At 62.9% G+C, this 26,412-nt stretch carries 23 protein-coding genes and 1 pseudogene; 13 read left to right on the top strand and 11 right to left on the bottom strand.

Translation table 11 applies throughout. The annotated features are described in order from the left end of the window. Positions 1-206 precede the first annotated feature (206 nt). Positions 207-839, bottom strand: coding sequence for a ribosome biogenesis GTP-binding protein YihA/YsxC (gene yihA / locus ABOC32_RS02745; RefSeq protein ID WP_086976482.1), 633 nt, complete (start codon positions 837-839; stop codon positions 207-209). Positions 840-1,040: 201 nt separating this feature from the next. On the opposite strand from yihA, the gene ABOC32_RS02740 reads away from it, so the two are divergent. From ABOC32_RS02740 to ABOC32_RS02710, 7 genes and pseudogenes are all read left to right on the top strand, one after another. Further along, positions 1,041-1,343: a c-type cytochrome gene (locus ABOC32_RS02740; protein ID WP_016484276.1), complete on the top strand. Its 303-nt coding sequence runs from the start codon at positions 1,041-1,043 to the stop codon at positions 1,341-1,343. Between the two features lie 31 nt (positions 1,344-1,374). Continuing rightward, positions 1,375-1,992: a c-type cytochrome gene (locus tag ABOC32_RS02735; RefSeq protein WP_426810065.1), complete on the top strand. Its 618-nt coding sequence runs from the start codon at positions 1,375-1,377 to the stop codon at positions 1,990-1,992. Between the two features lie 151 nt (positions 1,993-2,143). After that, positions 2,144-2,776 (top strand): thiol:disulfide interchange protein DsbA, encoded by a 633-nt coding sequence (gene dsbA, locus ABOC32_RS02730; protein ID WP_426810064.1) that lies wholly within the window; start codon positions 2,144-2,146, stop codon positions 2,774-2,776. Between the two features lie 34 nt (positions 2,777-2,810). After that, positions 2,811-3,643 (top strand): annotated as a pseudogene (locus tag ABOC32_RS02725) (endonuclease/exonuclease/phosphatase family protein). Positions 3,644-3,670: 27 nt separating this feature from the next. Beyond that, positions 3,671-5,596, top strand: a complete 1,926-nt coding sequence (locus ABOC32_RS02720; protein WP_426810063.1) for a diguanylate cyclase — start codon at positions 3,671-3,673, stop codon at positions 5,594-5,596. A 79-nt stretch (positions 5,597-5,675) separates the two neighbouring features. Next, positions 5,676-6,464 carry an N-acetylmuramoyl-L-alanine amidase gene (locus tag ABOC32_RS02715; protein ID WP_016497424.1) on the top strand — a complete coding sequence of 263 codons (789 nt, stop codon included), beginning with the start codon at positions 5,676-5,678 and terminating at the stop codon, positions 6,462-6,464. Between the two features lie 273 nt (positions 6,465-6,737). Next, the gene (locus ABOC32_RS02710; protein WP_426810062.1) at positions 6,738-8,342 is read left to right on the top strand and encodes an EAL domain-containing protein; all 1,605 of its coding nucleotides are present in this window, start codon (positions 6,738-6,740) and stop codon (positions 8,340-8,342) included. Between the two features lie 120 nt (positions 8,343-8,462). Here ABOC32_RS02710 and ABOC32_RS02705 read toward each other — a convergent pair whose 3' ends face one another. Further along, positions 8,463-10,244 (bottom strand): KinB sensor domain-containing domain, encoded by a 1,782-nt coding sequence (locus ABOC32_RS02705; RefSeq protein WP_426810061.1) that lies wholly within the window; start codon positions 10,242-10,244, stop codon positions 8,463-8,465. Beyond that, positions 10,241-11,587, bottom strand: coding sequence for a sigma-54-dependent response regulator transcription factor AlgB (algB, locus tag ABOC32_RS02700; protein ID WP_426810060.1), 1,347 nt, complete (start codon positions 11,585-11,587; stop codon positions 10,241-10,243). Before algB ends, ABOC32_RS02705 begins: the two co-directional genes overlap by 4 nt. 210 nt (positions 11,588-11,797) lie before the next feature. On the opposite strand from algB, the gene ABOC32_RS02695 reads away from it, so the two are divergent. From ABOC32_RS02695 to ABOC32_RS02670, 6 genes are all read left to right on the top strand, one after another. Beyond that, on the top strand, positions 11,798-12,619 hold the full coding sequence (locus ABOC32_RS02695) for a BON domain-containing protein (protein WP_426810059.1): 822 nt from the start codon (positions 11,798-11,800) through the stop codon (positions 12,617-12,619). Positions 12,620-12,793: 174 nt separating this feature from the next. Continuing rightward, complete coding sequence (locus ABOC32_RS02690) at positions 12,794-13,084, top strand: hypothetical protein (protein ID WP_426810058.1); 291 nt, start codon at positions 12,794-12,796, stop codon at positions 13,082-13,084. 41 nt (positions 13,085-13,125) lie between these two features. Continuing rightward, complete coding sequence (locus tag ABOC32_RS02685) at positions 13,126-13,287, top strand: DUF1328 domain-containing protein (protein ID WP_003252966.1); 162 nt, start codon at positions 13,126-13,128, stop codon at positions 13,285-13,287. Between the two features lie 2 nt (positions 13,288-13,289). Next, positions 13,290-13,760, top strand: coding sequence for an inhibitor of vertebrate lysozyme family protein (locus ABOC32_RS02680; protein ID WP_426810057.1), 471 nt, complete (start codon positions 13,290-13,292; stop codon positions 13,758-13,760). Positions 13,761-14,504: 744 nt separating this feature from the next. Next, positions 14,505-15,833 (top strand): glutamate/aspartate:proton symporter GltP, encoded by a 1,329-nt coding sequence (gene gltP / locus ABOC32_RS02675; protein WP_086976474.1) that lies wholly within the window; start codon positions 14,505-14,507, stop codon positions 15,831-15,833. A 226-nt stretch (positions 15,834-16,059) separates the two neighbouring features. Further along, a complete protein-coding gene (locus tag ABOC32_RS02670) occupies positions 16,060-17,289 on the top strand; it encodes a nucleoside recognition domain-containing protein (RefSeq protein ID WP_426810056.1) in 1,230 nt (409 codons plus the stop codon). On the opposite strand, the gene ABOC32_RS02665 is transcribed toward ABOC32_RS02670, so the two are convergent. The 8 genes from ABOC32_RS02665 to ABOC32_RS02630 all read right to left on the bottom strand — a co-directional run bounded on the left by ABOC32_RS02665 (position 17,271) and on the right by ABOC32_RS02630 (position 26,365). Then, positions 17,271-17,906, bottom strand: a complete 636-nt coding sequence (locus ABOC32_RS02665; protein WP_426810055.1) for an ABC-type transport auxiliary lipoprotein family protein — start codon at positions 17,904-17,906, stop codon at positions 17,271-17,273. The genes ABOC32_RS02670 and ABOC32_RS02665 overlap by 19 nt on opposite strands. Beyond that, positions 17,903-18,841, bottom strand: a complete 939-nt coding sequence (locus ABOC32_RS02660; RefSeq protein WP_016497434.1) for an MlaD family protein — start codon at positions 18,839-18,841, stop codon at positions 17,903-17,905. The genes ABOC32_RS02665 and ABOC32_RS02660 overlap by 4 nt, the downstream gene beginning before the upstream one ends. A gap of 3 nt (positions 18,842-18,844) precedes the next feature. Next, on the bottom strand, positions 18,845-19,636 hold the full coding sequence (locus ABOC32_RS02655; protein WP_043198685.1) for an ABC transporter ATP-binding protein: 792 nt from the start codon (positions 19,634-19,636) through the stop codon (positions 18,845-18,847). Beyond that, the gene (locus tag ABOC32_RS02650) at positions 19,633-20,766 is read right to left on the bottom strand and encodes an ABC transporter permease (protein ID WP_426810054.1); all 1,134 of its coding nucleotides are present in this window, start codon (positions 20,764-20,766) and stop codon (positions 19,633-19,635) included. Before ABOC32_RS02650 ends, ABOC32_RS02655 begins: the two co-directional genes overlap by 4 nt. A gap of 215 nt (positions 20,767-20,981) precedes the next feature. Continuing rightward, complete coding sequence (locus ABOC32_RS02645) at positions 20,982-22,007, bottom strand: DUF5924 family protein (protein ID WP_426810053.1); 1,026 nt, start codon at positions 22,005-22,007, stop codon at positions 20,982-20,984. Between the two features lie 156 nt (positions 22,008-22,163). After that, entirely contained in the window at positions 22,164-23,570 is a 1,407-nt protein-coding gene (locus tag ABOC32_RS02640; RefSeq protein ID WP_426810052.1) for a M16 family metallopeptidase, read from the bottom strand. Positions 23,571-23,600: 30 nt separating this feature from the next. Further along, a complete protein-coding gene (locus ABOC32_RS02635) occupies positions 23,601-25,259 on the bottom strand; it encodes a Na/Pi cotransporter family protein (protein ID WP_426810051.1) in 1,659 nt (552 codons plus the stop codon). Positions 25,260-25,594: 335 nt separating this feature from the next. After that, positions 25,595-26,365 (bottom strand): TerC family protein, encoded by a 771-nt coding sequence (locus ABOC32_RS02630; RefSeq protein WP_086976468.1) that lies wholly within the window; start codon positions 26,363-26,365, stop codon positions 25,595-25,597. Between the last annotated feature and the right edge of the window lie 47 nt (positions 26,366-26,412).

Raw genomic sequence — 26,412 nt, 5'->3', positions numbered from 1 at the left:
CGGTCCGGACTTGGACCCCGAACTTCCCCCTCCCCATACGAAGTCCGGGGTTTTTTTTGCCCGCAATTTGACCAGCAGGCGCTGCCGCTCCCCTCTGTAGGAGCAGCCTTGTGCTGCGAAAGGGCCGGTATGGGCAACAGCTCTCTACAGCCTGTCATGGCCTCTTCGCATCACAAGGCTGCTCCTACAGGGATCTGCGCAGGCCGTCAGGCTACAGGCTTGTCTTCCAGCTCCATCCAGCCCGCCAGCACCCGGTAGGCGTCTTCCACGCCCAGGCGCTTGGGTGCCGAGAACAGCTGGATGGTCACGCCATCGCCCCAGCCCTTGCGGATTTCCGACTGCACTTTCAGCAAGGTGTTCTTGCCCGCGCCGTGGGTCAGCTTGTCCGCCTTGGTCAGCAGGATGTGCATGGGCATGTGGCTGGCCTTGGCCCAGTCGAGCATCATCTTGTCGAAGTCGGTCATCGGGTGGCGCACGTCCATCATCAGGATCACGCCGCGCAGGCACTCACGGCTGCCCAGGTAGGCTTCCAGGTGTTTCTGCCAGTGCTGCTTGAGCGGGATCGGCACTTTTGCATAACCGTAGCCCGGCAGGTCGACCAAACGCCGTTCATCGTCCAGACTGAAGAAATTCAACAGCTGGGTGCGCCCGGGGGTTTTCGAGGTACGCGCCAGGCTGGCATGGGTCAGGGTGTTGAGGGCGCTGGATTTGCCGGCGTTGGAGCGGCCGGCAAAAGCCACCTCGTAACCCTGGTCTTCCGGACATTGTTCGACCTTGGCAGCGCTGAGGGCGAATGTGGCTTTCTGGCAGAGGCCGAGGATGGGGTTCTTGACTTGCATGGGATATCCGATGTGGGTGTTGCCTGACTCTGAAGGCCCGAGCCTGGCAAGCGGTGTCGTTTCCGTTTGGATGGCGGAAGTATATAATGCCCCAGTTTTTGTGTGCTCATTCTCCCAGCGAAGGGGAACGGGCATGGGGTGTCGAACAATAGCTCGCGCATCAGAACGCAGCGCGGCCCCCAACCCTGAAGGTCGTTCCGCATGGCGAAATGGCTGCTTGCTGTCGGTATGTTCCTGCCGGTTTTCAGCGCACAGGCTACACAGGATCCCGAGGTGTTGTACAACCGCACGTGTGCGGCCTGTCACACCGGGCAGTTGCCACAGGCGCCCAGACAGGGTGACCGGGCAGCATGGGAGCCAAGGCTGGCGCAAGGCATGGATGTACTTGTGAAGCACGTGACCCAGGGTTTCAAGGCTATGCCGCCGCGTGGATTGTGCATGGACTGCAGTGCCGAGGACTACCGTTTGGTCATCCTTTGGATGAGCGGCAGTCCCGATACATAACATTTCACCCTTAGCCGTGTTGGATTAGCTGATGAACAAACTAGTCGTGAGTCTGCTGTTGACCCTGGGTGTCGCAGGTGCGGCCACTGCTGCGCAAACTGTCAAAGGCGATGCCGCCGCCGGTCAGGCCAAGACGGCCGTGTGTGGCGCCTGCCACAACCCCGACGGCAATAGCCTGGCACCGAACTTCCCGAAACTGGCCGGCCAGGGCCAGCGTTACCTTGAAAAGCAATTGCACGATATCAAGTCGGGCAAGCGTACCGTGCTGGAGATGACCGGCATGCTGGCCGCGTTCAGCGACCAGGACCTGGCCGATATCGCCGCCTACTTCTCCAGCCAGAAAGGCAGCGTGGGCGCCGCCGATCCCAAGCTGGTCGAACGGGGTCGTTCGCTGTTCAATGGCGGCGACCTGGAGAAAGGCATGCCTGCCTGCACCGGTTGCCACTCGCCCAACGGCGCAGGTCTTGCCTTGGCCGGCTTCCCGCACCTGAGCGGCCAGCACTCGCAGTACGTGACCAAGCAGCTCACGGACTTCCGCGAAGGCAACCGCACCAACGATGGCGATGCCATGACCATGCGCACCATCGCCGGCAAGCTGAGCAACCACGATATCGAGGCGTTGGCGAGCTACATCCAGGGCCTTCATTAACCTTCAGTTAATGTTGCAGGCCAATGATGAAAGGGCGGCCGGGCCGCCCTTTTTTCAGTCCGCAGCCGTTACACTACAGAACTCGACCCCTTCCCGGCCTGTCTCAGTGCAGGTCGGGTCGTGGCGACCTATGACTGCTCAGGAGTAAAGCATGCGTAAACTGATTCTCAGCGCCGCGCTGGTCGCTGCCAGCGTATTCGGTATGACTGCCGTCCAGGCCGCCGAGCCTGTTGCTGGCAAGGAATACCTCGAGCTGAGCAACCCTGTTCCGGTTTCCGTGCCTGGCAAGATCGAAGTGGTCGAGCTGTTCTGGTACGGCTGCCCACACTGCTACCACTTCGAGCCGACCATCAACCCGTGGGCTGAAAAGCTGCCGGCTGACGTCAATTTCAAGCGTATTCCTGCCATGTTCGGTGGCCCATGGGACGCACACGGCCAGATGTTCCTGACCCTCGAAGCCATGGGCGTCGAGCAAAAGGTGCACGCCGCAGTCTTCGATGCCATCCAGAACCAGCACAAGCGCCTGACCGACAAGAACGACATGGCTGACTTCCTCGCCACCCAGGGCGTGGACAAGGACAAGTTCCTCGCCACGTTCGACTCGTTCGCCATCAAAGGCCAGGTTCAGAAGGCCAAGGAACTGGCGAAGAAGTACGAAATCACCGGCGTACCGAGCATGGTCGTCAACGGCAAGTACCGCTTCGACCTGGGTACCGCTGGCGGGCCGGAAGGCGTGCTGAACGTCGCCGACCAGCTGATCGCCAAGGAGCGCGCCGCCAAGTAGGCGGCGTAACCCATGCCCCGCTTCAGAACCACGCGTGGCATTGGCCTGCACCAGCCGCAGGTCAACGAGCATCACCTGCAGGCCTCTGGCCTGCCCGAGGATGGTCGGCTGCGGCTGCTCAGCTTCAACATCCAGGTCGGCATCAGCACCGAGCGCTACCGGCATTACCTGACCCGCAGTTGGCAGCACTTGCTGCCGCACAACGGGCGTGCCGGCAACCTGCAGAAAATCGGTGATCTGCTGGGCGACTTCGACCTGGTGGCCTTGCAGGAAGCCGACGGTGGCAGCCTGCGCTCAGGCTATATTAATCAGGTCGAGCACCTGGCTCATCTGGGGGCCTTCCCCTACTGGTACCAGCAACTCAACCGCAACCTCGGGCGTTTCGCCCAGCACAGCAATGGCGTGCTCAGCCGCCTGAAGCCGCAAGCGCTCGAAGACCACCCGTTGCCCGGCCCGGCCGGTCGTGGGGCGATCCTGGTGCGTTTTGGCGAAGGTGAAGATGCGCTGATCGTGGTGATGATGCACCTGGCGCTCGGCGCCAAGACCCGTGCCCTGCAACTGGGCTACATCCGCGAGCTGATTGGTGGTTACCGCCACCAGGTGCTGATGGGCGACATGAACACCCATGCCACTGACCTGCTGGAGCACTCGCCGCTGCGCGATCTGGGGCTGATCGCCCCGCAAGTCGAGGCGACTTTCCCCAGCTGGCGCCCGCAGCGTTGCCTGGACCATATCCTGCTCAGCCCAAGCCTCACGCTTGAGCGTGTCGAGGTGCTGGCGCGGCCAATTTCCGACCACCTTCCCGTTGCTGTCGAGATTCGATTGCCTGATGCATTGACTGTGGATACGCTGCCGGTCTTGAGCTAATTGCCATCACCGTTTGCGGACCCCGGCATGACTGAAGACGCTGAGCGCTGGAAAGAAAAATACCTTAAAAGCATCGAGCAGCAAGAAAAGCTCGAACGCCGCTGGGACGCCCGTCTCGACCTGCTGCGTCGCGGCCTGGTGCGCAGCACCCTGGCTGCCGAAGGCAGTGACAAGGTGGTGGACGCGTGCATGAAGGAGATGCGCGAGGTTATCCGCAGCGACAACATGGACGCCGGCCTCGCCGGATTGATCCCGCGCCTTGAAAAAGCGGTGCTGGACTCCGAGCAGCGCCGGGAAACCCGCATGAACCAGGTCAGCGATGCGCTGACCGCGCTGGTTGGCCAGCTTCAAGGCCTGCCGCTGCCCAGCGATATCTCGCGGCCGTTGAAAAAGCTGGCAAAAAAACTCGATGGTGGCGTTGCCCAGTCCCGCGACCTGCCGCCGCTGCTGGGCGAGCTGAGCGGCTTGCAGGGCCTTGCACTGTCGGCCCTTGGCAAACCGGGGGACGAAACCCGGCCCGGCTTTTTGCAACGCCTGTTCGGCAGCCGCGAGGGTGAGCCACAAGGCGAGCCCGCGCCCGCGCCGGCAGCGGTGCCTGCTGTAGAGGCGCCCCAGGCTGCACAACACAGTATCGAAGCCCCCCAGCCAGACGATGTGGATGCGCTGCAACCGCTTTCAGTCTCTGCCGCCGAAGCGCCCGTAGCGCCCGAACCTGAGCTGGAGGTATCTGGCCCGGCGTTGATCGAAACAATCGACACCCCGGCCACCCAGCCACTGCCACAGGAAGAAGCGCCCGGGCCGGAAGCGGCCGTCAGCGAACCCTTGTCAGCAGTACAACCGGCACAAACGCTTGAAGAAACCTTCGGCGAAGACGGCCCCTATGCCCTGCCCTACGCGGTAGAGCCGCCCTACAGCCAGGTTGCTGCGCACATCGAGAAGACCCTGATCGGCCTGCTCGATGACCTGAGCCTGCCCGAGCGGCACAAGGCCCAGGCGCTGGAAATGCGCGAGCGCGTCGCCCGTGGCCTGAACTGGTATGAGCTGATCCCGGTGCTGGATGACCTCGCCGTGCTCATGCTGGCGATCACCGACAGTGGCCAGCACGAGTTCGAAACCTACCTGCAGCAACTCAATGAACGCCTCGAAGGCTTCCAGAGCCACCTGCACGAAGCCAGCGCCGGCCACGCCGACAACAGCTCTGCCGCCCGCGAGCTGGATACCCAGTTGCGCGAGCATGTCGATGGGTTGCAAAACAGTGTGCAGGGCGCCGCCGATGTCGACAGCCTCAAGCACATCCTGGACAACCGCCTGGAAGGGCTGCTGGTCACCATGGACGAGCACAAGCACGAGCGGGATCGCCGCGAGCAAGAGCTGGCGGGGCGCCTGCAAGGCCTGTCCGAGCGGGTGGCGAACATGGAGCACGAGGCGCTCGGTTATCGCGAGCACCTGGAAGAGCAGCGCCAGAAAGCCCTGCTCGACCCCCTCACCGGCCTGCCCAACCGTGCGGCCTGGAGCGAGCGGGTCGAGCGCGAAATAATCGAATGGCAGGAGAACGGCGGCCATCTGGCCATGGCGATCCTCGACCTGGATCACTTCAAGCGCATCAACGACAGTTATGGGCACCTGGCCGGGGACAAGGTGCTGAAGATTGTCGCCGACCAGTTGCGCAAGCGCCTGCGCGGCCGTGACTTCATCGCCCGTTTCGGCGGCGAGGAATTTGTGCTGCTGCTGCCGCAGACGTCGCCGGCCGCCGCTGCCCAGGTGGCGGAAGTGCTGCGCGCCACCGTGGAAGCCTGCCCGTTCCATTTCAAGGGCGAGCGGGTAGTGATCACCACCTCCATCGGCCTGGGTGCATTCCGCTCTGGCGAGCGCGGCGACCAGGTGCTCAAGCGCGCCGATGCGGCGCTGTACCGGGCCAAGGAGCTGGGGCGCAACCGCGTCGAGCAGAACTAGCCTGCAAACACAGACCCACGGTAAGCGCGGCCATGGGGAGCACGTTATACTGTAGCGCTCATTCGCTGAGGCCACTGACGTGCTTTCCACGCTGAAAAAAACGCTGATTTCCTTTTTGCTGTTATCTGTCGCCGGTTGCTCGACGGGCCTGCGCATCGACCGCAGCCACCCTTCGGCCAATCAGGACAACCGCATCCAGTTCGTTGTGCTGCATTACACCAATGCTTCGCTGGAGCGCTCGCTGGCGTTGCTTACCCATGGTGAGGTCAGCAGCCATTACCTGATCGGCGACGGCCCGGCGACGGTGTATCAACTGGTGGACGAAAACCGCCGTGCCTGGCATGCCGGCGACAGCCAGTGGCAGGGGCGCACCTGGCTGAACTCTTCGTCCATTGGCATCGAGATCGTCAACCCGGGGTTCACCGACACACCCAATGGCCGGGTCTGGCACCCTTACAGCGAAGCGCAGGTGCAGTCGCTGATTGCGCTGCTCAAGGACATCGTCAAGCGCAACAATATCGAACCGCGGCACATCATTGGCCACAGCGATATCGCCCCGTCGCGCAAGCTGGACCCGGGGCCGCTGTTCCCTTGGAAGCGCCTGGCCGATGCCGGGCTGGGTATCTGGCCCGATGCCAATGCCGTGGCACGCCAGCAAGCCTACTTCAGCGTCAACCCGCCGAGCATTGGCTGGTACCAGCAGGAACTGGCGCGGTTTGGCTATCAAATCGAGCAGACCGGGGTGCTGGATGTTGCCACCCGCCATGTGATCACTGCGTTCCAGATGCGCTTCCGCCCGCAGCGCTTCGACGGCATGCCGGATGCGCAGACGGCAGCGATGCTGCAGGTGCTCAACCGCATGCGTTGAGCCCTGTGGGCGCAACCGTTTTGCACCATCACCCTGGCGCATCACCTTGTAGGAGCAGCCTTGTGCTGCGAAGAGGCCGGTAAGGCTAAAGATTACCTTCGGCTGCAATGGCCTCTTCGCAGCACAAGGCTGCTCCTACAGGCCTGTGTTTGTCTTGAACTCAACGCTGGTCACAGGTTTGATAAAACCAGTTCAGCGTGCCGCGAAGCGCCAAACGGTGAGGGTGATTCTCGATTCAGTTGCTATACCTTAGTTATCAACTGGATGCCTTTGATGTCAGCCATCATCACCTTGCTGCGCCAAATTTTTTACCGTCCCTGGATGCTGGCCACCTTGGCAGCGCTGGCCAGCGCGGCCCTGTTGCTCTCTGCCAGCATCGGCATTGCCCTGCAACAGATGAAGCAAAGCGAAAGCGAACAGATGAACGCCCAGGGTGAGCGTTTTCTCGACCGCCTCGAGCAGGTGTTTGGCCAGTTGCGGGAAGGGGTCGACCTATTGCAGGCACAGCCCTTGCGTGGCTGTAGCCCGGCGATGCTGGCGGCGTTGCAGCAAGTGAGCCTGAGTTCGCGGTTCATTTATGAAGCGGCTTATGTGGATGGTGATGTCGCCTGCTCCAACCGTGGCGATGAGCGGGCGTTCGAGCCTTTGCGGGCACCGGATATTCAGGGGCCGACCTACAGCTACTGGTTGAACACCACCACCGAACCGAACGAGAACCTGGCTGCGCTGATGTTGGGCCGGGGCAATTTCGTGGTTTCCACCTCGCGCGGGCACCTGACCGATGTGGTCGATCTGCCCCCGGGCGGCAGCCTGGTGGTGGTGCTGGATAACGGTGCCCGCGCCATCCCCGTGCTGGGCCCGCCACAGGTGTGGCCGCCGCCCTCGGCCTGGTCGACGAGCCACAAGTCGCTACTTGAACTCAGCGACCGCCTGATCTACCGCATGCCGACCAAGTCGCCGGATTACCAACTGGTGCTGATTGCCCCGCGGGCCAGCCTTCCATTGAGGATGAACGGCATGCTCTGGCTGCTGTTCCCCGGCAGTGTGTTGGCGGCTTGCTGCATTGGTTGGCTGGTGCTGCAATTGATCCTGCAGCGGCGGTCGATGAGCTCGGAGTTGCAGCATGCCTTGCGTCGCGGGGAGCTGCAGGTGCTCTACCAGCCGATCTTCGAACTCGACAGCCGACGCTGCGTGGGTGCCGAAGCGCTGGTGCGCTGGCGGCGCCCGGACGGCAGCCTGACCAGCCCGGACTTGTTCATCCCGCTGGCGGAAAACACCGGGCAGATTCGCCAGATCACCGACTTTGTCCTGCAGCGCGTGCTCGAACAGCTGGGGCAGCTGCTGCGCTCGCACCCCAAGCTGTACATATCGGTGAACCTGGCCGCCTGCGATGTGATGGTGCCGCGTATCGGCCGGGTGGCGGCGCGCCTGCTGGCCTTGCATCGGGTGGCGCCCAGCCAGATTGCCTTCGAGGTGACCGAGCGTGGCCTGGTGGACGTGGTGGTGGCCCGTGACAACCTGCAAGCGCTGCGCGCTTCGGGGCATCAGGTGCTCATCGACGACTTTGGTACAGGCTATTGCAGCCTGGCCTACCTGCAGACCCTGCCGGTGGACTGCCTGAAGATCGACAAGGCGTTCATCGACGCGCTGGGCCACGATGCTGCCAGCAGTGGCGTTGCCCCGCATATCATCCGCATGGCCCATGACCTTCACCTGCGGGTGATAGCAGAAGGCATCGAGTGCGAAGACCAAGCGGTGCTGCTGAACAGTGAAGGGGTCAATTATGGCCAGGGCTGGTTGTTTGCCCGGCCGCTGAATGCCAGGCAGTTTGCCGAGCTGGTGACCCGTGGCCAGCTGCCGCGGCGGGTTGAACACTGAGAAATCCTCTGCCGGCCTCTTCGCGGGCAAGCCCGCTCCCACAGGTATTGCACAAAGCTTAATGCTTGTGGGGGCCTGTGGGAGCGGGCTTGCCCGCGAAGAGGCCGTTACAGGCGATCCTCAAACCGGCAAGGCCATGTAGAACTGGGTCCCCTGCCCCGGCCGGGAAAACACGCCCATGCGCCCGCCATGCAGCTGCACGATCTCCTTGCACAACGCCAGACCCAGCCCTGCGCCACCTTTCTTGCGGCCTACCTGCACGAAGGGCTCGAAGATGCGCCCCTGCTGCCCATAGGCAATGCCCTCGCCATTGTCCTCGACACTGATGATCACCCGCTCCGCATGCCGTCGTGCATGCAGGCGGATACGCCCGCCGTTGGCGGTATGGCGGATGGCGTTGTGCAACAGGTTGTCCAGCACCCGGTCCAGCTGGGCGGCATCCGCCCGCAGGCGTGGCAGCGGCGGTTCCAGTTCCTTGGTCAACTCGATCTGCTTGTGTGCCGCCTGCTCGGCAAAGCGCAGTTGCGCCCGCTCCAGCAGTTCGTCGAGGGCACAGGGGGCCAGGTCGAGTTTCTGCAGCCCGCTTTGGTAGCGTGAAAAGTTGAGCAGGTCGTTGATCAGCTGGGTCAGGCGCTGCATTTCTTCGCCGATGGTTTCCAACAGGTCGTTCTCGCGCGCCTCGGCAGGGAATTTGACCCGCTCGCGCAACAGGCCGAAGGCCATGTGCATGCCGGTGACCGGGGTGCGCAGCTCGTGGGAGGCACGCAGCACGAACTCGCTGCGCACACGTTCGAACGCCCGCTGCTCGGTCACATCGTGCAGCACCATCACCGCACCAAGGATCGGCCCCTGCGGGTGGCTGACCGGGGTGAGGCTGTAGGTGAGCAGGCGCGCTTCTTCATCGACCTCCATGTTCAAGTCGTCCGGCGGCCGGTCCAGGCTGCCGCCGCGCAGCACCTGGCGCAGCTGTTGCTCCAGTTCCGGGCGCTGCAGGGCCTCGGCCAGGCTGCTGCCGACGCGGCTGTCGTTCCAGCCCAGTTGCCGCTGCGCCACCGGGTTAAGGTGCTCCAGGCGGCCCTGGCGGTCGATGATCAGCAGGCCATCATCGATGCTGTCGAGCACGGCCTGCAGGCGTTGCTGGCCGGCCAGCAGTTCGTCGACGTTGGTGGCCTGGTGCTTGCGCAAGGCATCGGCCATGAGGCCGAAGCGGCGGGTCAACTGGTTCAGCTCGGTGGCCTGGGTGACTGGCAGGGTGACGTCGAAATTACCCTTGCCCAACTGGTCGGCCGCGATGGCCAGGGCTTCGATCGGTTGGCCGAAGCGTCGGGCGATGTTGTGGGCGGTGATGAAACCCAGCACCAGCACCACCAGGCCCATCAGGCCAAGCACACCGCTGATCAGCAGGGCGCGGTCCCGGGAGTGTTCCTCGCTGCGGGTGATGAGGTCCAGGGCCTGCTTGTGGGCATCGATCAGGTCGGTACGCACCTGGTTGAAGGCCGCCCCCAGCGGTTGGTCGATACCCATGCTGCGGGCGGGCGCGGGGCTGTCGCGGTACGCCAGGAGAAAGGCCTGGTAGTTACTGCTGGCCTTGCTGAACCCGGTGCGCTCGCCGCCTTGCTCCAGGCCTTGGTTGAGCAGGGCCTGGAAGTTGTCCTGCAGCACTCGCAGGCTCTCCGGGGCCGTACCTTCGTCAAGGATCAGGGTCAGCTGTTCGCCCAGGTTCTGCCGCAACTTCAGGCCCACTTCCAGGGCGTGAGTGGTCTCCTGTACCAGTCGCTGTTGCACCGTGGCCATCTGCAGCACGCTGAACAGGCCCAGCATAAGCCCGAGCAAGGCCACCGTGACCAGCGCCGAGATGCTGAGGAAAAGCCGCGTGCGCAGCTTCATGGGTGGCCATTTCATAGGTTGTACTGCTTGCGCTTGCGGTACAGGGTGGACGCGTCGATACCCAAGGTCTTGGCGGCCTGGTCAAGAGTGTCACTGGCCGCCAGCACCGCGCCGATGTGGGCGCGCTCCAGCTCATCCAGGCTCAGTGCTGCACCCACGCGCGGGGCATTGCCGGCAGGCTGTTCGCCCATGCCCAGGTGGCTGATTTCCACCCGCTCCTGCGGGCAGATGATGCTGGCCCGCTCTACCACGTTACGCAGTTCGCGAATGTTGCCGGGCCAGCGGTAGTTGAGCAGGGCCGAGCGTGCTTCGTCGCTGAAGCCCCGGGCGGGGCGGGAGTATTCCTTGACGAAACGGGCGAGAAAGCGGTCGGCCAGGGTCAGGATGTCCTCGCTGCGCTCGCGCAGGGGCGGCAAGTGCAAGGTAATGACATTGAGGCGATACAGCAGGTCTTCGCGGAAGCGGCTTTCGCGCACCATCTCTTCGAGGTTGAGGTTGGTGGCGGCCAGAATGCGTACATCGGCGCGCCGGGTAACCGGGTCGCCGACGCGCTCGTATTCCTTGTCCTGAATGAACCGCAGCAACTTGGGCTGCAAGGTCAGGGGGAAATCGCCGATCTCGTCGAGAAACAACGTGCCGCCGTCGGCCTGGCTGACCCGCCCCAGGGTACTTTCGCTGGCGCCGGTGAAGGCGCCGCGGGTGTGACCGAACAGTTCGCTTTCCATCAGCTCGGCGTTCAGCGACGGGCAGTTGATGGTCACGCAGGCTTTGCGTGCACGCTTGCTCCAGCCATGGATGGCCCGGGCCAGCTCGCCTTTACCGGTGCCGGACTCGCCCAGGATCAGGATGTTGGCGTCGGTGGCGGCGACCTGGCGGGCGGTTTCCAGCACCGCCATCATGGCCGGGGTGTGCGAGTCGAGGCCGTCCTTGGGTTTGCGCACTTCACCTTCCAGTGCCTCAAGGCGCGCGGAAAGCTGGCGCACCTCCAGCTGCTTGGCGGTGGCCAGGCGCAACTGGTCCGGGCTGCAGGGCTTGACCAGGTAGTCGGCGGCGCCGGCCTGGATGGCGTCCACCGCCGTGTCGATCGCCGAGTGCGCGGTGACAATCACCACGCGCATCCAGGGTGCCTGGATGCGCATCTGCGCCAGTACGTCGAGGCCGTTGTCCTCGCCCAGGCGTAAATCGAGGAAGCACAGGTCGAACACCTGGCGCTGCAACAGCGCTTCGGCCTGCGCTGCGCTGTTGGCCGTGGCCACGCTATAGCCTTCGTCTTCCAGGCAGTAGCGGAAGGTGCGCAGGATCGCGGACTCGTCATCCACCAGCAGAATGCGGCCTTGGTTGTCCTGGGCTGATTCCATTTCCTGCGCTCCTTAAGGATAGATCTTCATATAGTGTGGGAAAAATCGGGCAAGTTGCATGGTCAATTCTGAAGGATTCTGTCCTTTGCATGCTAGCCAATGGCCAAACGATGCCTGCAGGCCGCGATATTCCAATGATTTGCTTAGAGGCACGCGGTGGCACATTGGTTGCGATGATTTTCACCTTTTGCCCAAAAAGGATGCACTGCCATGCCCTTTTCCCTGCGTACCGCCGTGTTGGCAGCCACTTTGTTGCCAGTACTCACCCCGGCATTCGCCGACCCTGTGCAAGACGCCCGCCTGGAAGGCGCGCTGCAAACCGCCCTGTCGCTGAACCGCATGCTCGACCCGTTTCGTATCAAGGTTGAAGTGGACGGCAAGCAGGCGCGGCTTTCCGGCGAAGTGGAAAACGAGGTCGAGCGGCAGCTGGCCGAAGATGTGGCCCTGGCCACCCGGGGCATCGAACAGGTGGAGAACCAGCTGCAGGTCAATGCCGAGCTGGTGGAGCGCCCGCTGGAGCTGCGTGCCTATGCCCAGCGCCTGGAGGACGCCACCCTGGCGGCGGTGATCCGTGCCCGGCTGTTGTGGAGCCGCACCACCGAAAAGGCACCTATAGAAGTGCAAAGCAGTGAAGGCGTGGTGACGTTGCGCGGCAAGGTCGACAGTGCCGAAGCCAAGGAGCTGGCCGGCGTGGTGGCGCGTACCACCGACGGTGTGCACCTGGTCAACAACCTGGTCAGCCTTGATTCTGCCGCCATGGCCAAGGCCCGCGAAACCCCGGTAGGGGCGCCAGCAGGCCCGCAGCCAAGCGACAGCTGGATCATCGACAAGATCCAGAACAGCTACCGCTTCAGCCGCAACCTCGATGGGTTGAACCTGAAAGTGGCCAGCGAAGCGGGCATGGTGCGGCTGTCGGGCGAGGTGGTCAGCGCTGAGCAGAAAACCATCGCCGTGGAGATCGCCCGGCAGATCATTGGCGTGCGCGGGGTGGATGCCGACCTGCTCAAGGTGGCGACCAAGGTTGAAGGCTGATCGTGCAATTCGCACGACCCCAGAGGCGGCATCGTGCAGGATACGTCCCCGGTGACCGCCCTTCATATGCGTAAGTTACTGATTTATAAGTATTTTATAAAATCAAAAAGACTGGCATGCAGGCTGCAATTACCTGTTCAGGTTTGAACAAAAATTACAGCAGGAGGAGCCGGCATGAACCGCCAATCCGTCAACCGCTCGCAGATCGCCGCACTGCCCCTTCGCCAGATGCTGACACTCGGCATGGCGCTGCTGCTGACCTTGGCCGCCGGCCTCTTTTATTACAGCTGGCAGACCGCGCGCCTGGCTGAGCAGGTGGCAGCCCAGACTGCACTGTTGACGCAAATTCAGGCAACCCGTGCCACTACCCTGGTCAAGGCCGCTAACCCGCTGCCAGGTGGCCAGACCACTGCCTCCCCGGCCACTTTGGAAAATGTCGTACCCCAGGACCGTTGGGTCTTCTGACCTACCGGCCCGATCGATTCTGAAAAGAAAGGAGAACCACCATGCTGAGTTGGGCTATCACTTTCCTCATCATCGCCATTGTCGCTGCCGTACTGGGCTTCGGTGGTATCGCCGGCGCTGCGACGGGTATCGCGAAGATCCTGTTCATTGTCTTCCTGGTACTGTTCGTAGCCTCCTTCTTCTTTGGACGTGGACGAGGTTGAAGATGAGCAGGATGCTTTCTACAGCCCTGGCTGCCGCCCTGTTGATGGGTGGCAGTGCGGCGGCGTTGGCGGCCAATGACGGCCAGGTTCGGGTCGATCAGTTGCTCGGCTCGGACCCGGAGTACCGGGAAACCTGGCAGGACACGATCAAGGGCGAGGAACGCCTGCCCGATTGGGTGGTCAATCTGAGCGGCAGTGCCCAGCAGCAGATGTCTGCCGTGACCGAAGATGGCGACAAGTACCTGGTCGGCCCGCTCTGCGAGTCGCAGGACAACTGCACCTACAAGCGGCTGATCGTTGCATTCAGCTGGGACAAGGATGATGCCTACGGAATGCTCGTGGAGGTACCCGAAGGTTTGCCGAGTGACAAGTCGCCCACGCGCCATGCGCAGTACCGCTGGCTGGGCGAACCCGACGACGGCATGAAGGCAATGTTGCAGGAGCAGCTCAAGCGTGACCCGAACTGGTACTGAGCATTTATTGCCGGTACGGATGAAAGGTCACAGACTGTCACGTAATAGAAGCTGAACCTTTCTATATTTCAGCCTTCTATGATGCGCCGCCCCGAGGAGGGGCAGCACATGACCAAGGGGCCGGGCTGTTCTGATTGTTGCAGGATCGGAGTGGCCTAGGGGTACAGGGAGTGCCTCCAGCGATGGGCCGGGTCAGGAAAGGCGGAATCGGAAGTCTCAGGTCGGCGGTGTCATAGGGACACCTGGGCCGACCTGGCTTCCGAGGAGCCCTGCAGGAAACACCTCTTCCCTTGCGCGATTTTTACCTTGAGACACATTTTGTCTCGACCGTGCGTCAATTTTTTTCGAACTCGATGACGCTTCTTCAAGTGTCATTTCCGCCATTCGGATTGTCGAACAAGCCATCCCCGAAGCCCTTCCCGCCCCGTCAAATCTGCCGAAATATGGCGGTTTGGTCTTGTTCGGGATTCCGAACGTTATAAATCAAGCACTTGCGAGCGCCCTATTTTCGTGCGAACCGGTATGCATAAACGGTATAGGGTATGCGTTTCCGGCATTAGATTTCCCCCCCTGCCATCGCAATAGTTGCCGCCTTTTTCGCTGGCCAGAGCGCCCTGTCGCTCGCCTGCGCTGTCCTTACATGAAGTCGCCGGATGGAATGATTTGCTGCCCGTGACCTGGCCAACGGCTCTGTCACGGGCGTTTTCGTCCGGTGCCATGACCACTAGAACAAAGGGTAAAGACATGAAGAAGGCAAAACTGAGCCTCGCCTGGCAGATCGTTATCGGTCTGGTCCTGGGCGTTGCAATCGGCGCGCTGCTGAACCACTTCAGCGCGGAAAAGGCCTGGTGGATCAGCAACGTCCTCCAGCCGGCCGGTGACATCTTCATTCGCCTGATCAAGATGATCGTCGTCCCGATCGTGATTTCGTCGCTGATCGTGGGTATCGCCGGGGTTGGCGATGCGAAGAAACTGGGCAGCATCGGCCTGAAGACCATCATCTACTTCGAAGTGGTGACCACCATCGCCATCGTCGTGGGTCTGGTGCTGGCCAACCTGTTCCACCCGGGCGCCGGTATCGACATGAGCACCCTGGGTACCGTGGACATCTCCAAGTACCAGGCCACTGCGGCTGAGGTGCAGCATGAGCACGCGTTCATCGAGACCCTGCTGAACCTGATCCCGTCGAACATCTTCGCAGCGCTGATGCGTGGCGAAATGCTGCCGATCATCTTCTTCTCGGTCATGTTCGGCCTGGGCCTTTCGAGCCTGCAGGCAGAACTGCGCGACCCGCTGGTACGCACCTTCCAGGCCGTATCGGAAACCATGTTCAAGGTCACCCACATGATCATGAACTACGCCCCGATCGGCGTGTTCGCCCTGATCGCCGTGACCGTGGCCAACTTCGGCTTCAGCTCGCTGCTGCCGCTGGCCAAGCTGGTACTGCTGGTGTACTTCGCCATCGCCTTCTTCGCCTTCATGGTGCTGGGCCTGGTGGCCCGCGTGTTCGGCTTCTCGGTGATCAAGATCATGCGCATCATGAAAGATGAGCTGATCCTGGCCTACTCCACCTCCAGCTCCGAAACCGTGCTGCCGCGCGTGATCGAGAAGATGGAAAAGTACGGCGCGCCGAAGTCGATCTGCTCGTTCGTGGTACCGACTGGCTACTCCTTCAACCTTGACGGTTCAACCCTGTACCAGAGCATCGCGGCCATCTTCATCGCCCAGCTGTACGGTATCGACCTGTCGTGGAGCCAGCAGCTGCTGCTGGTGCTGACCCTGATGGTCACCTCCAAAGGCATCGCTGGCGTACCGGGCGTATCGTTCGTGGTCCTGCTGGCTACCCTGGGCAGCGTGGGCATCCCGCTGGAAGGCCTGGCCTTCATCGCCGGTGTCGACCGCATCATGGACATGGCCCGTACCGCACTGAACGTGGTGGGCAACGCCCTGGCGGCACTGGTCATCGCCCGCTGGGAAGGCATGTACGACGCGGCCAAGGGCGAGAAGTACTACGCCTCGCTGATGGCCGACAAGCAGGAAGCTGCAGTCGCTGGCGAAACTGCCAAGCGCTGAGCCTGACCGCTGTTTGACCAAGAGCCCCGACTTGTCGGGGCTTTTTGCGTTTGAAGGCGCACACATACATCTGTAGGAGCAGCCTTGTGCTGCGAAGAGGCCGGTACATCCGGTAGAGATGCATGGGTGGTACTGGCCTCTTCGCAGCACAAGGCTGCTCCTACAGAGGACCGAGCAGGCTTCGGAATACGCTATCATTCGGGCATTTTTCAGGGGGAACACACGGATGCTCAACGGCCTTTGGCTTGGCTTTTTCCTGGTGGCGGCGGTGTCCGCCCTGGCCCAATGGCTGGTAGGCGGCAACGCTGGCATCTTCGCGGCAATGGTCGAAAGCATCTTCGCCATGGCCAAGCTGTCGGTCGAGGTGATGGTGCTGCTGTTTGGCACCCTGACCCTGTGGCTGGGCTTTCTGAAGATCGCCGAGAAGGCTGGCATCGTCGAATGGCTGGCCAAGGTGCTGGGCCCGCTGTTTGCCCGTTTGATGCCTGAGGTGCCGCCTGGCCACCCTGCCCTGGGCCTGATTACCATGAACTTTGCCGCCAACGGCCTGGGCCTGGACAACGCCGCCACGCCGATTGGCCTGAAGGCCATGCGCGCACTGCAGGAGCTGAACCCCAGCAGCATCACCGCGAGTAACGCGCAGATCCTGTTCCTGGTGCTCAACGCCTCGTCGCTGACGCTGCTGCCGGTCACCATCTTCATGTACCGGGCCCAACAGGGCGCGCCGGACCCGACCATGGTGTTCCTGCCCATCCTGCTGGCGACCAGCGTCTCGACCCTGGTCGGCCTGCTGTCGGTGGCCGTGATGCAGCGTTTGCGCCTGTGGGACCCGGTGGTGCTTGCCTACTTCATCCCCGGCGCTTTGCTGCTGGGCGGTTTCATGGCGTTTCTTGGCACCCTGTCGGCCGCCGCGCTGGCCAGCCTGTCATCGATCCTGGGCAACCTCACGCTGTTTGGCGTGATCATGCTGTTCCTGGTGATTGGTGCCCTGAGGCGGGTGAAGGTGTATGAAGCCTTTGTCGAAGGCGCCAAGGAAGGCTTCGACGTGGCCAAGAACCTGCTGCCGTACCTGGTGGCGATGCTGGTGGCAGTGGGTGTGCTGCGCGCCTCTGGCGCCCTGGAGCTGGCCCTGGACGGTATCCGCCATGCGGTGAACTGGATGGGCCTGGACACCCGCTTCGTCGAGGGCCTGCCCACCGCGCTGGTCAAGCCGTTCTCCGGCAGCGCAGCTCGGGCGATGCTGATCGAGACCATGCAGACCCAAGGCGTGGACAGCTTCCCGGCCCTGGTAGCGGCTACGATTCAAGGCAGCACCGAAACCACCTTCTACGTACTGGCCGTGTACTTTGGCGCCGTCGGCATCCAGCGCGTGCGCCATGCGGTGGGTTGCGCACTGCTGGCCGAGTTGTCCGGGGTGATTGCGGCGATCTTTGTCTGCTACTGGTTCTTCGCCTGAACCTTCAGTTGAGCCTGGTTGGCCTGGCCAATGGTCCAGCCCACCACCTGGCCCACCAGCTGGTCGCTGGCCTGGCCGAAGCCTGCGACCACCGCTGATACCTGCTTGTCGGCCAGTGGCTGGCGAATCTCGAAGCGCTTGCTGGCCAGGATACGCTGGGTGCGGCCTTGCACCAGGCGCGCGTCGTAGCGGATCACCACCTCAACCGCCCCGCCCGGGCGGTATTCACTCTGAAACGCCTGCAGCTCGCCAGCCAGCTCGTAGTCGGCCTGCAGGTTGCTGTCGTCGGCGCTCAGGCGCTGCACCTGGCCGTCACGCTGGAAACCATCGAGCAGGCGGTTGCGCAGCAGCACCGGGGCTGTATCGCTCCAACGCGCGCCCTTGTAGCTGCTGACCACATCGCCCTGGGGGATGACGGCAATGCGCGGCCCGGCCAGCACTTCACTGGCCAGCGGCTTGTTCAGGCGCAACGACCAGTCCAGCGGTGCTGCCGTGCGGCTGGGCTGGCTCACCGGCAGGCGATAGAGGTCGACGGGTTCGGTCTTGGGCAGGATTGAGCAGGCACTGGCCAGGCTCAGCGCGGCCGCCAGGGCCAGCAGGCGCAACGACGGTTTCATGGCTGGAACTCCTTGTTGTTGTCGCGGCCGAGCAGGTAGCCGCTCGGGTCGGCCTCCAGTTGCCGGGAAATGCCTTTGAGCGCGTTGAGGGTTTCGCGCAGCTCGCGAATGGCTGGGGTGAGTTGGTTCAGGCCCTGGGCGCCGTCGCCGATGGCCTCGCTGTTATTTTTCAGCAGGTTGTTGATGGTTGCCGTGCTTTCAGCCAGCGACTGCATGGCCTGTTCGGCGCTGCCGATTGCCTGCTTGCCATCGCTGGCCAGCAGGCCGTTGGCATTGCGCATCAGTGCCTGGGTTTCGGCCAACGTGGCACTGGCCTGCTTGCCCACCTGCACCAGTTGCTCGATGGCCTGGGCGATGCTGCCGTGCTGGCCGGCGAAGGCGCCCGTGGTCTTGTCGAGGTTGGCCAGGGTGCTGCTGAGGTGGCCGATGTTGTCCTCGGAGAACATCTGGTTGGCGTTGTGCAGCAGCAGGTTGATGTTGGTGACCAGGTCACTGCTGTCGTTGAGCAGGCGCGAGATCGGCGACGGCGAGGCAATGATCACTGGCAGCTTGCCATCCTTGCCTTTCAGTTCCGGGCTTTGCGGGGTGCCGCCGCTGAGCTGGATGAACGAGTTGCCTGTCACGCCGGCCAGGGTCAGCTTGGCCTGGGTATCTTCTTTCACCGGGGTGTCGCCGCTCAGGCGCACCCGGGCCAGTACCCGGCGCGGGTCTTTCGGGTCCAGGCGCAGGGTGGATACATCGCCCACCTTGATGCCGTTGTACTGCACCGGGCTGCCACGCGACAGGCCGGAAACGGCTTCGTTGAACACCACTTCGTAATCCTTGAAGGCGTCATCGACACTGGACTTGGTCAGCCAAAGGCCGAACAGCATGGCACCGGCCACCACCAGGACGGTGACCAGGCCGATAAGAACGTGATGGGCTCGGGTTTCCATTGCTCAGCGCTCCTGCCCGGCACGGGTGGCGGCCTGCTCGGCGGCGCGCCCGCGTGGGCCGTGAAAGTATTCTTGAATCCAGGCGTCGTTGGTCTGTTCGACCTCGGCCAGCGGGCCGGCCACCAGGACCTTTTTCTGCGACAGCACCGCGATGCGGTCGGTAATGGTGTACAGGGTGTCGAGGTCGTGTGTGATGAGGAACACCGACAGGCCCAGTGCATCGCGCAGGGTCAGGATCAGCTGGTCGAACGCGGCGGCGCCGATCGGGTCCAGGCCGGCGGTGGGCTCGTCGAGAAACAGGATGTCCGGGTCCAGTGCCAGGGCCCGGGCCAACGCTGCACGCTTGATCATGCCCCCCGACAGCGAGGACGGGTACTTGTCGGCGGCCGAAATGGGCAACCCGGCCAGGGCCAGCTTCACACCGGCCAGGTGCTCGGCATCGGCGCGGGACAGCCCGGCATGCTCGATCAACGGCAAGGCCACGTTTTCGGTGACGGTCAGCGAAGAGAACAGCGCGCCCTTCTGGAACAGCACGCCAAAGCGTCGTTCCACCAGCGAGCGCTGTTCTTCGCGCAGGCCCGCAAGGTCCTGGCCGAACACCTTGATCAGCCCTTCATTGGGCCGGCGCAGGCCGATGATGCTGCGAAGCAGTACCGATTTACCGCTGCCCGAACCACCGACCACGGCCAGGATTTCGCCACGGTACAGGTCCAGGTCGAGGTTTTCATGCACGACCTGGCGGCCGAAGCGGTTACAGATACCGCGGGCTTCGATCACTTTTTCCCGGTCATTCACCAACCCATCTCCATGAAGAACAGGGCGGCCACGGCGTCCAGCACGATGACCACGAAAATCGACTGCACCACCGCCGAGGTGGTGTGCGCGCCCACCGATTCGGCACTGCCGCTGACCTTGAAGCCTTCGAGGCAGCCGATGGCGGCGATCAGGAAGGCAAAGAACGGCGCCTTGGCCAGGCCCACCAGGAAGTGCTGCACGCCGATATCGCTTTGCAGCAGCGACAGGAACATGGCCGGTGAGATGTCCAGCGACAGGGCGCAGACCACTGCGCCGCCGACGATGCCGCAGATCATCGCGATGAAGGTGAGCAAGGGCAGCGTAATCAGCAACGCCAGTACCCGTGGCACCACCAGTAGCTCCATGGGGTTCAGGCCCAGGGTGCGGATGGCGTCGATTTCTTCGTTGGCCTTCATCGAGCCGATCTGCGCGGTGAAGGCGCTGGCGGTGCGGCCGGCCATGAGGATGGCGGTCAGCAGCACGGCGAACTCGCGCAGGAACGAGAACGCCACCAGGTCGACGGTGAAAATGGTGGCGCCGAACGCGGCCAGCACCGTGGCACCGAGGAAGGCCACCACCGCGCCCACCAGGAAGGTCAGCAAGGCGACAATGGGGGCGGCGTCCAGCCCGGTGTCTTCGATATGTGCCACAACCGGGGTGAGGCGCCAGCGGTGCGGTGTCAGGGCGCGGCGCATCAGGGTCTCGAGGATGACACCGATGAAGCCGAGCAACTGCATGGAGTCTTGCCACAGGGTGCCGACGGCGCGGCCGATGCGTTCCAGCAGCATCAGCAGTACGTTGCGCTCGGGCTCCTTGACCGGGATGCAGTAGTCCTGGACCGAGCAGTAGACGTTCTTGAGCAGTGCGCGGCTGGCTTCGGGCAGGTCTTCGGTGCAGTGTGACAGGCGCTCGGAGCCGAGCAGCTCGGCCAGCAGCGACGCCCCTGCGGTGTCCAGGCGGCCCAGTTGGCTGAGGTCGGCGACGGTGTCGGCAGGGTATTGCGCGCGCAGCTGCTCGCTCTCGCGCCTGAGGCTGGCGTAGTGCGCCAGGGTCCAGTCACCGGTTATGCGCAGGCAGGCCGGTTGGCTGCTGGCGTCCAGGGTGGCGCTGGGGGTGGTCATAGGCTCCATGCAATTGACTCGGCGCTAAGGCTTAGGGGCTGATCATAGCGCAGCGGGCATGGGCTGTTTGGTGATTATGTGCTGTCTCTTGGTTCGGCATCGCGACCTGTAGGAGCAGCCTTGTGCTGCGAAGAGGCCGTGAGCGCCCACAAAATTGGTTTGCGGTACAGGCCCCTTCGCAGCACAAGGCTGCTCCTACACAGGTAATGCGTAAGGCATGGATTTCAACTTCCAGATGACGTGTCGTCGACCACCTTGAAGCGCAGTACGCCGATCACCTGCCCATCCTCGGTCAGCACCCTCACTTGCCATTTGCCCACCGGGTTTGGCGGGAAGTTCTGCTTGTGGGTCCAGGCCCGGTAGCCTTCCTTGCGCCCGCCATGGATGTCCAGGGCGATGCGGTCGACCTCTTTACCGTCCTTCTGCCACACATGGTAAATCCGCTCGTTCAGGCCGCGTGGTGCGTTGATGGCGGTGTAGGCGTACAGGCCGCTGCTGCGGATGCGGCTGGCGGCAATCTCGTCCAGCGACTCGCCTGGCTGGCGGTTCAGCACTTCGGTACTCACCGCCACTTCGGTCATCCACAGGGTGGCCGGCGGTACCCAGGAGCGCAGCAGCCAGCCCCCGGCGCCGACCGACAGGGTAACCAGCACCAACGCCACGGCGCGGCGCCAGTTGTTGATCGGGAAGCTGCTGGCCAGGCTGGGGAACGACAGCGCCATGGCCGCGATCAGGGCCAGCTTGAAGCTTTGCGCGGTGGTCAGGTGCAGGATGATCGGCAGCGCAGTCAGCAGGGCGGCGAACAGCGTCAGGGTATGCAGCGCCAGGAACAGCCAGCGCCGCGGTGCCAGCCACTTGTAGTACAGCGGGTCGATGATCGAAATCAGGCCCGCGGCACCGAGCAAGCCGGTGAACACCAGCTGGCCGCTGTTCCAGGTGGTGGTGATGAAGAAGAACGGCAGCACGAAGAACAGCGTTTCCTGGTGGATCATCTGCGTCGCGTAGCGCAACAGCGGCTGCGGGATTTCGCGGTTGAAGGTGCGCGCAAACAGGCCGGTGAGGGTGTTTTCCAGCATCAGCCAGACCCAACTGACCAGCATGAGCACGGCGACCCAGCTGGCCAGGCCGGCCTGGCGGTCGACCAGGATGAAGCTACCGATGCCAGAGAGGAAACCGCCGAGCGCGATGATGCCGGGGTAGCGTTTGAGCAGTTCGATGATGCGCTGGACGATATGGGGGATTTGGGGCATTAGGGGCTACAACAGGAGAGAATTGGGTGGCTGTGCCGGCCTCTTCGCGGGTGAACCCGCTCCCACAGGGACTTCACAGTATTTGAGGCTGTGGTGATCCTGTGGGAGCGGGTTCACCCGCGAAGAGGCCGGTACTGGCAAAAGGATACCGCCGTTTCACCGCTGCCGTGTAGCACCACTCGGCCGTTCAGGCCCATGCCGCCGCCAGCGCAGCAGCCCTGCCGCCAGGATAAGCCCCACCAGCAAGGCGGCCAGCCCGTAAAGCTCGTCGTAGCCCAGCAACGGCTTCTCGATACGCAGGTAGCCCTCTTCCCTGAGCAGTTCCTTCAAAGCCCCGTTGGCCTGCTCCAGGCTGACCTGGCGCAGCTTGCGCACCGGGTTGGCAAAACGCCCGTCGGTGTAGTCGTTCAGCGCGCCCCAGTAATAGTCGGCCAGGGCGCTGTTGCCCTGGGTGCTCCAGCTTTCCTTGGCCACGCTGGCGTCCTTGATACGGGCAAAGGTGTCCGGGTCCAGGCCTTCCTTGCGCAGGTGCTCGAACAGGCCCTGCATCACCTTTACCGCTTTGTCGATGTCATCGCGCTCCAGGTCGGCGTTGAGGCTGATCAGGCCGGTATCACCGAAGCTTTCGCGTTGTACCGAAGGGCCGTAGGACAGCCCGTTGCGCAGGCGCAGCTGGTCGTACAGCGCCCAGTCCAGGTAGCGCGACAGCAGGTCGAGGGTGGCCTGGTGGTCGTTGTCCAGCACCGGCTCGATGAACAGCCAGTGCAGTTTGACGCTGTCACCCAGCCAGCCGCGGGTCAGGTCGCGACGTTGCTCGGCCTGGTGGGTGATGCTTTCCAGGTTGCGGCGCTCTTCCGGTTCGGTGGCGGGCAGCTCGCCAAAGGTGCGTTCCAGGTAGGCCGGCAGCAGGCGGTCGAGGCCGCCGACCATGATCAGGGTCATGTTGTTGGCGGCGTACCAGCGGTCACGCAAGGCCTGCACCTGCTCCAGGGTCATGTCGTCGATGTTGGAGCGCTCCGGGCACTTGAGGCCCAGTTCGGTCGCCAGCTGGCCGCTGGCGGGGTGGCCGATGTCCTGGCGGTCGAGCCAGCGCTGCAGGTGGCCATAATGGCCGCCATCCTCGCGCTCGATGATGCGCTTGGCGGTGGCCAGGGCTTTGGCGTCGATGTGGGTATCGCGGATGACCGCCAGCAGCAGGTCGAGTACCTTGCGCTGGTTGCGCGCCGGGGCTTCGATCACAAAGGTGGTGTCGGCGCTGCTGGTATAGGCGTTCCATTCGCCGCCAAGCGTTTGCAGGCGTTCTTCCAGGCCGCCCTCGCCTGTTTCGTCGATGCCGCTGAACAGCAGGTGCTCAAGCAGGTGCGGCAGCTCTTTCTGCTCGCAATCGAAGTCGTCCAGGCCTACCCCGACCACCAGGCGAATCGCCACATGGTCACGCTCGTAGCCGTTTTTCAGGATGACCTGCAGGCCGTTGGGCAGCAGGTAGCCCTCAACACGCGAGCGGTCGAGGGCCAATGAGGGCAGGCTGCAGATCAGCAGGCAAACGAACATCAGGCAACGCATGGGCGAGCGAGAATCCTCTGGTAGGCAAAATCAGGGCAGACGGGCTTCGTCCGGCACGCTGTCGAGCATCAGGCCGCCGGTGTCCGAGCCGCCCAGTACCACATAGGCACTGCTGCAGAACAAAGAGTTCAACCGCTTCATGTCGGCGATCAGCTCCAAGTGTAGCGAACTGGTCTCGATACTTTGCACCACCTTACGCTGCAAGCGGCTGACATGGGCGTGCGCCAGGCGCCGTTCCTGGGCGCGAAAACGGCGTTTTTCGCGCAGCAGCAAGCGGGCGCTTTCCGGGTCGGCACTGAGAAACACCGTCAGGCCCAGGCGCAGGTTGGCCAGCAATTGCTCCTGCAGGCCGGTGAGCTCCTCCAGGCCTGTCTGGGAAAACTCCCGGCGCTGGCTGGTTTTCTGCTGCTGGACCTTGCGCAGCATGCGCTCGATCAGGTCGCAGGCCAGCTTGAGGTTGATCGCCAGTTCGATGATCTCGGCCCAGCGGCGGTTGTCCTGCTCGCTGAGGTCTTCGCGGGACATCTGCGCCAGGTACAGCTTGATCGCGCTGTACAGGGCTTCGGCATCTTCGCCCAGGGCGCGCACCTGCTGTGGCAGGGCGGTCTGGGTGCCGCGCAGGGCGCCGAGCATGGCCTCAAGCAGGCTGTCGACGATATCGCCCAGGCGCAGGGTTTCGCGGCATGCGTTGGCCAAGGCCAGGCTGGGCGTTTCCAGTGCCGAGGCGTCGAGGTGGCGTGGGCGCGCTTGCCCGTTGCCGGTTTCGCGCTCGGGCAGCAGGGTATTGCACAGCCGGCCCATGAGTTTGACCGTAGGCAGCATCAGCAGGCAGCGCAGTGTGTTGTAGAGCAGGTGGAAGCCGATGACCAGCTCTTGCGGGCTGAAGCTCAGCGAGTCCATCCACTCCACCAACGGGTGCAGTACCGGGATGATCAGCAGCAGGCCGAGCAGCTTGTACAGCAGGCTGCCCAAGGCCACCCGGCGCCCGGCGGTGTTCTGCATGCTGGTGCTGATGAAGGCCAGCAGGCCACTGCCGATGTTGGCGCCGACCACCAGGCCGATGGCCACCGGCAGGCTGATGACTTCGGCGCCTGCCAACGTGGCGGTAAGCAGCACGGCGGCCAGGCTGGAATAGGAAATCATGGCGAACATGGCGCCGACCAGAGCGTCCAGCATGATGTCGCCGGTCAGTGACGCAAACAGCACTTTCACGCCTTGGGCATGGGTGATAGGCGCAGCTGCCTGCACGATCAGCTCCAGCGCCAGAATGATCAGGCCAAGCCCGATGCCCACCCGGCCCAGTTGGCCAGCCCGTGTCTGTTTGCGCGAAAGGAAGAAGATTACACCCAGGAAGATCAGCAGCGGCGACAGCCACGACAGGTCGAAGGTCAGTACGCGGGCCATCAGCGCGGTACCGACATCGGCACCCAGCATGATCGCCAGGGCCGGGGTCATGGCCATCAGGCCCTGACCGACGAAAGACGTGACCAGCATGGCCGTGGCGTTACTGCTCTGCACCATGGCGGTGACCAGAATGCCGGCGATGAACGCCAGCGGTCGCTTGTCCATGTTCTGGCTGATGATGCGCCGCAGGTTCGAGCCGAACACCCGCAGGATGCCGGTACGCACGATATGGGTACCCCAGACCAGAAGCGTCACGGCCGAGAGCAGGTTGAGCAGGGTCAGCATGGCGAAGGCCCCCTGTTGCACTGGCCCACCGGGCCAAGAAAAAAAACGTGAGCTTTTGAAGAATTTTCAGTGCTCACTCAAAGCTTTAGTTGTTTTACGCAGCTGTCGCCAGCTTCGCATGGCAGTCATTTATTTGAAACACATGCGAAATGAATGATTGCCTGTGCCCGCCTCTTCGCGGGCTCGCCCGCTCCCACAGGAACTGTATTGCTCTTGAGAGCGGCGCCGTCCATGTGGGAGCGGGCAAGCCCGCGAAGAGGCCGGCACTGCTAACGGCAATGTTCAGGCATGAAAAAGGGCCCCTGAGGGCCCTTTGTGTCCTGCACTCCCTGGTCTTACTGACCCGGAATGTCTTTGCGCAGTTTCACCGGGTCTTGCTCTTTGCCCTCTTTGCGGGCCGAGGCGGTGCGCATGCGGATGTTGATGGCTTCCACCGCCAGCGAGAAGGCCATGGCGAAGTAGACGTAGCCCTTCGGCACGTGCACGTCGAAAGCTTCGGCGATCAGCACGGTACCCACCACGATCAGGAACGAAAGTGCGAGCATCTTCAGCGACGGGTGTTTGTCGATGAAATTGCTGATGGCACCGGCGCACAGCATCATCACCAGCACGGCGACAACGATGGCGGCGATCATCACCGGCACGTGGGAAACCATGCCCACTGCAGTGATTACCGAGTCCAGCGAGAACACGATGTCGATGATGGCGATCTGGATGATGGTGTAGAAGAACTTGCCACCCGCGCCTTTCGGCTCATCCGGGTTTTCGTCTTCGCCCTCCAGGCCGTGGTAGATCTCTTGCGAGCTTTTCCACAGCAGGAACAGGCCACCGAAGAACAGGATCAGGTCACGCCCGGAGATGCCTTGGCCGAACACCACGAACAGGTCGGCGGTAAGGCGCATGACCCAGGTGATCGACAGCAGCAGCAGGATACGGGTGACCATGGCCAGGGCCAGGCCGAAGATCCGGGTGCGCGGCTGCATGTGCTTGGGCATGCGGCTGACCAGGATCGAGATCATGATGATGTTGTCGATCCCGAGGACGATCTCAAGCGCGGTAAGGGTAAAAAAGGCAACCCAGATTTCCGGGCTGGTCAGCCATTCCATGTATTTTCCTTCGAGCGGTAATGGCAACGCGCCCCGGTCAGGGCGCG

It is taken from the genome of Pseudomonas sp. WOUb67 (genome assembly GCF_050058005.1).
In the GTDB taxonomy this organism is placed as follows: Bacteria; Pseudomonadota; Gammaproteobacteria; order Pseudomonadales; family Pseudomonadaceae; genus Aquipseudomonas; species Aquipseudomonas putida_R.
This window is presented reverse-complemented; position numbering and strand designations above follow the sequence as displayed.